The sequence below is a fragment of the Secundilactobacillus malefermentans DSM 5705 = KCTC 3548 genome (assembly GCF_001436395.1).
GTDB lineage: Bacteria > Bacillota > Bacilli > Lactobacillales > Lactobacillaceae > Secundilactobacillus > Secundilactobacillus malefermentans.
This window is the reverse complement of record NZ_AZGJ01000059.1, coordinates 1-9,806: the sequence shown is the minus strand read 5'-3', so window position 1 is coordinate 9,806 and position 9,806 is coordinate 1. Positions and strand designations below refer to the sequence as shown.

The following is a 9,806-nucleotide window of genomic DNA, read 5'->3' as shown; positions in this document are numbered from 1 at the left end:
CAACCATAAAGGGATTATCGCATAGACGGGTCTTTTTGGCGAGTTCAAGCTATTCCGTTGCCGCCTCTTGCGGTAAAATTAAGTTTAAAACAATTCCCAAAATCGTGGCTAACGCAACGCCCGTAAACTGGAATTTTCCAAGCTGTAGATAGGCGTTACCGACACCAATAATCATGACGGTTGAGGCAATCATCAAGTTTCGTTTCTTATTCATATCGATTTTATGATCCGTCATGACGGTAATCCCGGCTGACGCAATGGTTCCGAACAACAAGAAACTAATTCCGCCAATAACTGGTAGTGGCATTGCCATGATAATCGCATTCAGTTTTGAAACAAACGAGAACAGGATGGCAAATCCAGCAGCTCCCATCAAAACATAAACGCTGTGGACTTTGGTGATGGCCATGACGCCGATGTTTTCACCGTAACTGGTCATCGCTGGAGCCCCAACTAATCCGGCAAATATTGAAGCCGCACCATCGCCGGCTAGTGTGCGATGTAACCCAGGATCTAAGAAGAAGTCTCGTTTGGTCAAATTGTTCAACACCATGATGTGCCCCATGTGTTCGGTCATCGTCACGAATGCAATTGGGGCAATCGTAATGATTGCCGACCATTCAAAATGGAAATGATAAGTTAACCCCGGAATTTGAAATGCAGGCAGCTTAAACCATGGTGCAATTGCGATACTATGAACGTCCACAATCCCCAATGCAAGGGAAATCAAGTAGCCACACACAATTGCCAGTAGCACGGGAATGAGGCCCATGAACCCTTTGAAAAACATGTTGAAGCAAATTGCGAGTAACAACGTTGCCATTGCGACTAAGAAATATTCTAGGTTATAAGTGCCATTTTTCATCATCGCATCAGTTGCCGCAGACCCTGCCAGTGAAAGGCCAATCACCATCACAACCGGTCCCACAACGATGGGTGGTAAAATTTTGTCAATCCAATCCGACCCAACTAGTCCAATAATCAGTGCAACAATTAGGTAGACAACCCCAACTGCCACCACGCCTTGCCCGATTCCAGGATAGCCAGTCGTTTTCATCAACGCCAGCATCGGCGTAATAAAGGCAAAACTGGATCCCATATACGCGGGTATTTTCCGCTGGGTAATCATAATATGTAGTAACGTTCCGACTCCTGAAGCAAATAGTGCAATTGAAGGACTCAATCCGACAAGCAATGGCACAATTACCGTACTGCCAAACATCGAAAACATGTGTTGCAGTGACAACCCGACCCAAGCCCAAAATTTAGGCTTATCGTGAATATCTAATACCGCGTCATTATCATGGAATTCTGGTTCCTTCATGTATAAAGTCCTCCTTGGATTAACAAGTTCGGATAAGTTGATCTCGTAAAGTCAAATTAAGGATTTTTCCACTTTTATATCAAGTTTCAAAAAGCAGAATCCAACGCTTTTTTCGCTCTTAAAAATAAAAATGCACCCGCAGTCCGCAGACTACAAGTGCTTAGAGTTCACGCCTATTGCGCGAACCACCGAACTCCTTGCTAGCCTCACGGACCAACTTAAAGGAACTTATTTAATTGTTATTATCATACGCATCCCCATTTGAAATGTCAAACAGGTTTCGTCGTCGATGCTTCAAACAGCGTCTTCGTTGCCGCCCAAATCCGTTGCGCCACCTGACTGTGGTTCATCGTATATAAATGAACACCATCAACACCGTGGGCCACTAAATCCACAATTTGATCAATCGCGTAAGCAATTCCCGCATCACGCATCGCTTCTGGATTATCGACATACCGGTTCATAATCGTTAAAAACTTTTCGGGCAGCGGTGTCCCAGAAATATCCGCTATTCGCGCAATTTGTTTCTGATTCGTTACTGGCATAATTCCGGCTTCAATGGGAACGATGATGTCAGCTTGCCGAGCCTGCTTCGTAAAATCGTAGAAACACTGATTATCGAAAAACAATTGGGAAATCAGGTGTTCAGTCCCACAATCAACCTTTTGCTTGAGAAACCGAATATCGGTCGCGATGTCTTTAGCCTCCTGATGGCATTGCGGATAGCAGGCGCCGATAACATCGAAATCCCCATTTTGCTTGATGAATTTCACCAAGTCGTCTGCATGGTCAAAGTCGCCAACCGGCTCATGGCCAGGTACGCGATCCCCACGTAAAGCCATGATATTGGTGACATGATGTGCGGCAAACTGGTCCAATAATCCTTGAACGTCTTTCTTTGACTGATAGAGTCCCGGAATATGGGCCACAGCTGGAATATGAAGGTCATTTTGAATTAAGTCTGCTATTTCAACCGTTGAGTCCCGCTTGCCAGTACCGCCAGCCCCAAGTGTCACCGAAATGAAATCCGGATGGATGTCCTCAAGCTCCTCTAGGGTTTGCTTAATTTTGACGAGGGGCGTTTTGCCATGGGGTGGAAACACCTCAAACGAAAAAACCGTTTTCTGTTTAAAGACTTCCGTTAGTTTCATAAACCTGGCTCCTTACCTTTTTGGCCGCATTCACCATGTTCGTGACTGCCTCAAACGCCTCGGTTTCAGACCGCGTCTTCAAGCCACAATCAGGGTTAATCCAGACCTTCGAAACTGGTAATTTAGCAATGATTTTATTAATAATTGTTTCGAGTTCGTCAACACTTGGAATTCGTGGTGAATGAATATCGTAAACGCCAGGTCCGACCTCCGTTTGGAAATCAGCCGCAACCAACTGGTCAATGAGCGACAAATCAGAACGGGACGCTTCAAATGAAATCACATCGGCATCCAAATTGTCGATTGCTTGGATAATGTCGCCAAACTCGCTATAGCACATGTGCGTGTGAATTTGGGTTTGTGGTTTCACGCCACTGTGAACGAGGCGGAACGCTGGAACTGCCCAATCGAGGTACCGTTTGTACCAATCCGTTTTTCGAAGTGGTAGGTTTTCGCGCAAGGCTGGTTCATCAATTTGAATGATTTTAATATCATGGGCTTCAAGGTCTTGGACTTCATCTCGAATCGCGAGCGCAATCTGCGTCACAGACTCTTCGGGGGTGATGTCTTCACGAGGGAATGACCAGTTGAAAATGGTCACAGGACCCGTCAGCATTCCCTTAACCAATTTGTCAGTTAAGTTCTTGGCGTAAACAGTTGTCTCAACGGTGATTGGCGCGTTACGACTCACATCGCCCCAGATAATTGGTGGCTTAACGCCCCGAGTTCCATAGGATTGGACCCAGCCATTTTGAGTGAAGACGAAACCATCCAGTTTTTCACCAAAGTATTCCACCATGTCGTTGCGCTCGTACTCACCATGCACAAGTACGTCCACGCCAGCTTTTTCCTGGAATTCAATGACCCGTTTAATCTTATCGCGATTGAATTGGTCGTATTCTTCCTTCGTGATTTCACCCTTGCGAAGCTTAGAACGATTTTGACGAACGTCCTTAGTTTGTGGGAATGAGCCAATGGTTGTCGTTGGGAGTGCAGGCAACTCAAACTCATCTTGCTGAATCGTTTCTCGTTCAGCTCGTGCTGGCAAACGGGTGTAATCGGCATCGGTCAATTGATTAACTCGTTCCGTAACTGCTGCACTCTTAGGATGTCGAATGGTGCTAAAGAGGTCAGTATTTTTAGCCAGGCCACCTTGGTCTTCGCCGTTCAAAATTTGATCTAATTCCTTAATTTCCGTTAGTTTTTCATAAGCAAATGCCAAATGTTGTTGCACTGTTTCAGGTAAATTTGTTTCTAACGCTGCGTCATATGGCACGTGTTGTAGGGAACATGACGAGCTGAGCACAATGGGTCCCTTAACGTTTAGTGAGTGCAGAGTATCAATTGTTGTCGCATAATGATTCCGCCAAATATTTTTACCGTTCACAACGCCGGCAAATAAAACTTTATCTTCAGGGAATCCGAATTTTTTTACTAAGGCAATGTTCTGATCCGTTTCCACAAAATCCAACCCAATACCATCAAATGGCAATTTGATCACATCTTCGTAAACATCGCGAATGTCGCCAAAGTAGTTTTGAAGAAGCACCTTAACGTTGCCTTTAGCTGACAGAAGCTCGCCATAGATGCTTAGGAACAAGGCCTTGTCATCATCGGTTAAATTAAAATCGAGCGCTGGTTCGTCCAATTGCAACCACTCAACTTTTTGCTGGCCTAATTTAGCCAGAATAGCTTTGTAGGCAGAAATCGTTGCTGGGGCAAAATCTGCCGCTTGTTTGTCGCCAATAAACCGACTCAATTTGAGTAACGTAAAGGGACCCACAATGACGGCTTTAGGCGAAATTCCTTGCGCTTTGGCTTCATTAATTTCATCAAATAGTTTTGTTCCGACCAATTTAACATCCGTTTGATCATCAAATTCTGGCACGATGTAGTGATAGTTTGTGTTGAACCACTTCTTCATTGGTAACGCCTTAACGGATTCGGTGTCACTTTGGTAACCGCGGGCTAGTGAGAAATATTCATCCAATGCAGATAGACCGAGAGCCCGATAGCGTGCGGGCACAACGTTGAGGGCAAATGCTGCATCCAAAGTAGTGTCAAAAAGTGAGAAGTCCCCAACTGGAATGAGATCAATATCGGCGTCCTGTTGTTTTTGCCAATGTTGCGCTCTTAAATTTTTAGCGGCCGTCAGTAACGCTTCCTTGGTTGCCCGTTTCTTCCAGTAATGTTCCGTTGCAAATTTTAATTCTCGATGTTCACCAATTCTTGGGAATCCAATAATACTCGTTGTCATAAAACATCCTCCAATATCATTTAAACTTAATTTATCAACATAAAAAAGGTGGTACCCGATTACACAGTCTCGGAAATAATTCCGAGGACGCGTAACCGTGGTACCACCTCATTTTTCGCTAATTTCGCAATTAACGACTCAGCTAGTCTCAAAAAGAAACTAGTGCCGTTTATCGCCGGCAGTCGGTGGATTGGCGTTAACCGCACCACAGCTCTGAGCTCATCTTCGTCGTTTCCTTGAATCCTCGCTCCCACTAACCCGAGGTCTCTGAAATTCAATGCAACAACTACTCTTCTCATCAATGCTTATTTTTTTAATTAGATTTTGATGAGATTATAATCTCTTTTATTAGGACTGTCAAATGGAATTCTGAGTTAGCTGTTCCGCAATCGCATCCCCTTGCCGAAAAGTCACATCATTCGTCAGCGGGCGTGGACTTGCCGTCGTAAACCATTGCTTTCCCTCAGTGGGAACACCCCAAAAGAAAAGCTGTGGATTTCGTTTGCCATTCACCAATAGTTGCTGCGTTTGAACGTCAACGTCTATCGCACCCGTTTTAAACTTCGTGCCGTCAGAAAGGCGCAACTCATGGGCTTGTGCCAACTGATCCCCGACCAGCTGTTGAAGCAGAAAGTTTTGGGTTTGATCCGCCTTAATTGACGGTAATCGGCCTTCCAGCAAGTAGGTTGAGTGAACCTTTCGTTCTGGTTGCGCTTTAGACCAGGTGACAAAGGAACCCGTTTCGTCGTCCGTCTCAACGGCCATGTTTGGTCCCAAAATTTTGACAACACCCGCAATCACCAAGGCTCTCAGCTCTTCGATTCGGTTTTCGGGTGGCCCCACTGCCAAATGGGAGTTTTCATAGTTAAATTGACCCAAGAAGTCATCCCGGTAATCGTCAGGATCCAGTAACTGCAGATTCACAACTTTACGAAAGACGTCCCGAATATCTCGGAACACTTCGAACGCTGATGTCAGCGGTCCGGTCTTGGTTCCCCTGTTGGCTTCATCGGCATCTCGTTTCAGATAGTCGGTAATTCCACCAGTTTTAATCATTGGATGAACGGTTCGATCCCAATCAAAGTAGTCCGATTCTACAATGTCAGATTGCTGAACAACCATTTCGGGATCAGCTGATTTCCTAAATTCATCGAGAAAGCTATCAACGTTAATCGTTGGGTAACTTTGCTCAATTAGTCGTTCATAGTAAACGTACTCCACTTCAAGATGAACCGTTTGGATGAATTCACGACCTGATATTTTGCCTTGCGCCTTTGCTGCTGCGAACCATTCAGCAGTGAAAAAGTGCGGTTGCGTTCTTTCGCCAACATTTTTCTCATTGCGCCCCTTTGCCCTAAGTGGCACACCCAGTCTCGATCCCGCTACAATCACCGGCTCTTTGCCAGAAGGCTGATAAACCAAATCCCCTTTATCATCGCGGGTAAACGTTCCACCACGGCCAATCGTTAGCATGGCCATCGCATCAAAAAAGCTGAGTCCCAAGCCACGAATCACAATTGTTTGGCCGGCAGCTAGTTCTTGGAAAGCATACTCTTGCGGTTGCATGGGATAGATATAGTTGATATGCTGCTTAACCGCGAACTGGCGAAGCACCGCCTGTTCCGCAGTCGGTTTATTTTCACTGTGCCCTAATGCCATCACAACTTTATCAACGGGTAAGATATGATTACTACACTTGATCAAATACTGATTCGTATCCGCTGAAGGCTGAACGGCGACCACTTCTTCCGTAATGATTTTTAAGGTCGTGTCAGCCGTTATCCGGGATTGTAAGTAGGCGTAAAACCAGTTTAAATAGACACCAAACATGCCACGGGTTGCGTAGCCATTTTCAGTTAGCGGGGAAATCTCTGCTAATAATGACTGACTCATTGAAAAGTGATTTTCTTTAATATAGGCTTCCCCTGCTGTCTTAATCCATTCATACAAATTGGAACCAGGGACGATTGGCCCCTTAATCTCATTTGTTTCATCCGTGAACATCGAAATTTGACTCGGATTCGTGTTCATAATTAAATCAGGAGATTGATTAGGCTGCCAAACGCGACCGCCAATTCCAAATGGATCAATCAAGGTAATCATTAACTGTTCAAATTTATGCTGCTCTCTTTGTCGTTCAATTAATCGTTCGGCCACGACCAATCCACGTGGTCCTGCTCCAATAAGTCCTATTTCCATGGCTGCTTCTCCATTTCATCTATTCTAGCGCCATTTGTTTCACGTGAAACAAAATTAAATCATGATTTATTAGTGATCTTATAGGGATTCTCTAAATGATTCTGCTCTTTTTCTCTTGATGCAAATTGAATTTCCCGGCTAACCTGTTCAAATGAATCATCAGCCTCATACATTTCCAATTTGTAATCGATCTCACGTAAATTATCCGCAATCTTTTGCTGCTTCGTCAATACTTCTGCTCGATGCTCGGATAATAACTGTTGTCGATGGGCGATTGTCGTTGGTCCCGCCATAATGTCATTCACATACTCACGAATATCATTAATTTTCATGCCGGTGTCTTTCAAACAGCAAATTGTGTGAATAATATTGAGGTCCCCATCCGTAAATTCTCGATAGCCAACTTGGTTTCTAGCAACAAACGGCAACAATCCTTGCTTGTCATAAAACCTTAGCGTATAGATGGATAACCCAACTTTTTCTGAAACTTCTTTAATCGAATACGTCATATCGTTCACCTATTTTATTTTTGGCTTTCCCTAGAGTATTATCTAGGGTTTATCATCATTATCATAAATTAAACGTCACGCGTTTTCAACTATATAGGAGGTTTATGATGAACAAAAAAGTTTTAGTTACCGGTGGCAATGGGTTTCTAGCATTGCACATTATCGCAGCTCTTTTACCCTTAGGCTATGAAGTTCGGACAGCACTCCGTTCACTGAACAAGCTGCCGATTTGTTAGATTGGCAACCCGTTCATCGCAATGAAGAAATTGTGTTGGCAACGGTAAACGAACTCATTAACGTGTCGTACAGAACCAAAAGATAAATGAGGTCCTTCAAATGCCCCAATTTCTGAAGCTGACAAAGAAAAAATTGCGCATGAAAATATCGAAAAAATCCTGAAATTTAACTAATCTGAAATACGCGATTAACTGGTTTTTAAAATCAGCTAACCGCGTTTTTTTATTTCCAGTTAAGGGCAAATAGCAGACTGCTCATCCCCATTATGCTAGACTTGCGGTGATGTTATCAGTTAATTAAGGTGGTGTTTTCCAAATGAAAAATAAAGAAGTCAGCATGCTCAATATGTTTCGTTACGTTTTCTCATCAGTCCTGAAAAGTCGGGTTCTCCTCATTGTGAATGTTCTTGCTCTCATTTTGATTACGGCGTTTCAATTTGTCATGCCCCAATTCACGCAGTACATCATTGATAAAGTGATTCCTAGAAGCGACTACCACTTGCTTTTTCAAACGATTATCTTGTTACTCGCGGCAGCCATTATTTTAGGATTACTCAATTACTTTTCGACCTATTATATGGGCGTGATGAGTCAAAACGCTATTACACGGCTTCGGAACTCACTATATGACCACATTATCAACCAAGATACCTACTTCTTCGAGTCCCGAAAAACGGGTGACTTAATGGTGCGTTTGACCAGTGATATCAATAACCTTCAAAGCCTAATTTCGCCAAACATGCTCTCGATGATTGGAAACATGTTTACTTTCGTGGGCGTTCTGGTCTTCATTGTTTTTGTTAACTGGCAAATGGCGTTGGCCGTTAGTTTGACCTTTCCACTGATGTTTGTCATTTACCGCGTCTTTCGAAATCGAATTCGAACCTCATTCATGAACGCTCGAGCAGCTCAATCAAAGATGTCGAACCAAATGCAAAATACACTCACTCGAATTGAACTCATTAAAGGGTACACCGCCGAAAAAACGGAACAAAAGCGGTTCAGCGACTACGCAAATGAAAATCGTGATTACACGATTAACGCAACCTGGAATCAAGCAGTTTTTAGTCCTTTAATTGATTTCGTGAATTACTTAGGAACGGCAATTATCCTGGCTTTGGGCGCCTACTTCGTCATCAAAAAGGATCTCACCATTGGTCAATTAGTCGCATACCTAAGCTACGTTGCCTTGCTACAAAGCCCCATTCAGTCCTTTACGCGACTACTTAATCAGCTACAACAATCGCTCGTTTCTTACGGTCGAATTACCGATATTTTAAAAGTTAAGCCACAAATTACAACCGATTCAGCCGCCGTTGCTTTCCCACAATTTAGCAGTCAAATTGCTTTTGAACACGTGAATTTTACCTACCCGGCCAAGTCATCCAATGCCAAAAATTTAGTTGCGATTAGCGATGTCAGTTTTGATATTTCTTATGGACAAACCGTTGCCCTCGTCGGTCACTCCGGCGCTGGTAAATCGACGGTTGTTAAGTTGCTTGATCGCTTGTACGACGCGGATTCAGGCGTTATTTCATTTGACGGAATACCGATTAATGACATTGATTTAACGAGTCTTCGCCAAAATATCGCCATTGTTTCTCAAGACGTCGATTTAGTGGACGGCACCATCAAAGACAATATTACTTATGGCTCAGCAAACGCCACTGATGCGGAAATTCAACACGTAGCTGAACTCGCCGACATCACCGACTTTGTCACCCCACTACCGGATGGGTTCGACACTCAAGTTGATGAGCGGGGCATGCGCCTCTCTGGTGGGCAAAAGCAGCGAATTGCGATTGCGCGAGCACTTTTAAAAGACGCACCCATTATTATCCTGGATGAGGCCACTTCGGCACTCGATAACGAATCCGAAAAAGCCATTCAACACGCAATGGATAATCTGATTGAAGATCGAACTTCACTCGTGATTGCCCATCGGTTATCAACCGTCCACAACGCTAATACTATTTTGGCCATGGATCACGGAGCCATCATTGAACGTGGAACACACGATGAGCTAATTGCCAAAAATGGGTATTACCGCCAATTGTATGATGCTCAATTTGAATGAAGACGCAAAAAAGAGCGAGAATTTTAAAATTGAAGTGAACCCCGATAATTGGA

The 9,806-nt window shown here is 43.9% G+C and carries 7 protein-coding genes and 1 pseudogene; 2 read left to right on the top strand and 6 right to left on the bottom strand.

Annotated features, from left to right (window positions below):
* Positions 1-49 precede the first annotated feature (49 nt).
* From FD44_RS08885 to FD44_RS08860, 6 genes are all read right to left on the bottom strand, one after another.
* Positions 50-1,324, bottom strand: coding sequence for a solute carrier family 23 protein (locus tag FD44_RS08885; RefSeq protein WP_010619098.1), 1,275 nt, complete (start codon positions 1,322-1,324; stop codon positions 50-52).
* Positions 1,325-1,593: 269 nt separating this feature from the next.
* The gene (metF, locus tag FD44_RS08880) at positions 1,594-2,475 is read right to left on the bottom strand and encodes a methylenetetrahydrofolate reductase [NAD(P)H] (protein ID WP_010619097.1); all 882 of its coding nucleotides are present in this window, start codon (positions 2,473-2,475) and stop codon (positions 1,594-1,596) included.
* A complete protein-coding gene (gene metE / locus FD44_RS08875) occupies positions 2,453-4,732 on the bottom strand; it encodes a 5-methyltetrahydropteroyltriglutamate--homocysteine S-methyltransferase (RefSeq protein ID WP_010619096.1) in 2,280 nt (759 codons plus the stop codon). Before metE ends, metF begins: the two co-directional genes overlap by 23 nt.
* Positions 4,733-4,791: 59 nt before the next feature.
* Positions 4,792-4,986 carry a hypothetical protein gene (locus FD44_RS08870; protein WP_156656221.1) on the bottom strand — a complete coding sequence of 65 codons (195 nt, stop codon included), beginning with the start codon at positions 4,984-4,986 and terminating at the stop codon, positions 4,792-4,794.
* Positions 4,987-5,089: 103 nt separating this feature from the next.
* On the bottom strand, positions 5,090-6,931 hold the full coding sequence (locus tag FD44_RS08865) for an FAD/NAD(P)-binding protein (RefSeq protein ID WP_010619094.1): 1,842 nt from the start codon (positions 6,929-6,931) through the stop codon (positions 5,090-5,092).
* Positions 6,932-6,990: 59 nt separating this feature from the next.
* Positions 6,991-7,440: a MerR family transcriptional regulator gene (locus FD44_RS08860; protein WP_010619093.1), complete on the bottom strand. Its 450-nt coding sequence runs from the start codon at positions 7,438-7,440 to the stop codon at positions 6,991-6,993.
* 107 nt (positions 7,441-7,547) lie between these two features.
* Between FD44_RS08860 and FD44_RS10540 the strand changes: the two are divergent.
* Together FD44_RS10540 and FD44_RS08855 are read left to right on the top strand one after the other, a co-directional pair.
* A pseudogene (locus FD44_RS10540) lies at positions 7,548-7,661 on the top strand (aldehyde reductase); the annotation flags it as partial.
* Positions 7,662-7,992: 331 nt separating this feature from the next.
* The gene (locus tag FD44_RS08855) at positions 7,993-9,753 is read left to right on the top strand and encodes an ABC transporter ATP-binding protein (RefSeq protein WP_010619091.1); all 1,761 of its coding nucleotides are present in this window, start codon (positions 7,993-7,995) and stop codon (positions 9,751-9,753) included.
* The last annotated feature ends 53 nt before the right edge of the window (positions 9,754-9,806 follow it).

Bases quoted from the DNA above. Each gene is read 5' to 3' on its own strand.
- metE (WP_010619096.1), bottom strand. From the start codon at position 4,732: ATGACAACGAGTATTATTGGATTCCCAAGAATTGGTGAACATCGAGAA.
- FD44_RS08860 (WP_010619093.1), bottom strand. From the start codon at position 7,440: ATGACGTATTCGATTAAAGAAGTTTCAGAAAAAGTTGGGTTATCCATC.
- FD44_RS08855 (WP_010619091.1), top strand. From the start codon at position 7,993: ATGAAAAATAAAGAAGTCAGCATGCTCAATATGTTTCGTTACGTTTTC.
- metF (WP_010619097.1), bottom strand. From the start codon at position 2,475: ATGAAACTAACGGAAGTCTTTAAACAGAAAACGGTTTTTTCGTTTGAG.
- FD44_RS08885 (WP_010619098.1), bottom strand. From the start codon at position 1,324: ATGAAGGAACCAGAATTCCATGATAATGACGCGGTATTAGATATTCAC.
- FD44_RS08865 (WP_010619094.1), bottom strand. From the start codon at position 6,931: ATGGAAATAGGACTTATTGGAGCAGGACCACGTGGATTGGTCGTGGCC.